The following is a 593-nucleotide window of genomic DNA, read 5'->3' on the forward strand; positions in this document are numbered from 1 at the left end:
ATGCCGACCTAAAACTGAGCCAGGTGTTTTACCTACCCTGCTGTTTTGTGCAGCAAGGGAATGAAGAGGGTGATCACCATGGACATGATTGGCAAGATACGGCGGATGCACCGCCGGGACAAGAAGACGAAGCGGGAGATATCGAGGACCACGGGCCTGTCGCGCAACACGGTGGCCAAGTGGCTGGACGAGGCGCAGCCGGTCGAGCCCAAGTACCGCCGGGAGGCGGCGAAGGCGACCAAGCTGTCGGCGCACGAGGCGGAGCTCAAGCAAGCCTTGAAGGCCGATGCCAAGCGGCCCAAGAAGGAGCGGCGCACGGCCAAGGCCTTGTTCACGCAGATCAAGGCAGCGGGCTACGAAGGTGGCTACACGCGGGTGACGGACTTCATCCGCAAGTGGCGCCAAGGTGAAGGCCAACAGGCGGCCTGCAAGGCCTTCGTGCCATTGACCTTCGAGCTTGGCGAGGCCTTCCAGTTCGACTGGAGCGAAGACGGCTTGCTGGTGGGCGGGGTGTAGTACCGCATGCAGGTCTCGCACATGAAGCTGTGTGCCAGTGGGGCCTTCTGGCTGGTGGCCTACCCCAGCCAAGGCCA

At 62.7% G+C, this 593-nt stretch carries 1 pseudogene; it reads left to right on the plus strand.

Annotated features, from left to right (window positions below):
* Positions 1–78: 78 nt before the first annotated feature.
* Positions 79–593: pseudogene (locus AC1RDS_RS21000) on the plus strand (IS21 family transposase); the annotation flags it as partial.

The sequence above is a fragment of the Acidovorax sp. GW823-FHT02H02 genome, from assembly GCF_058797075.1.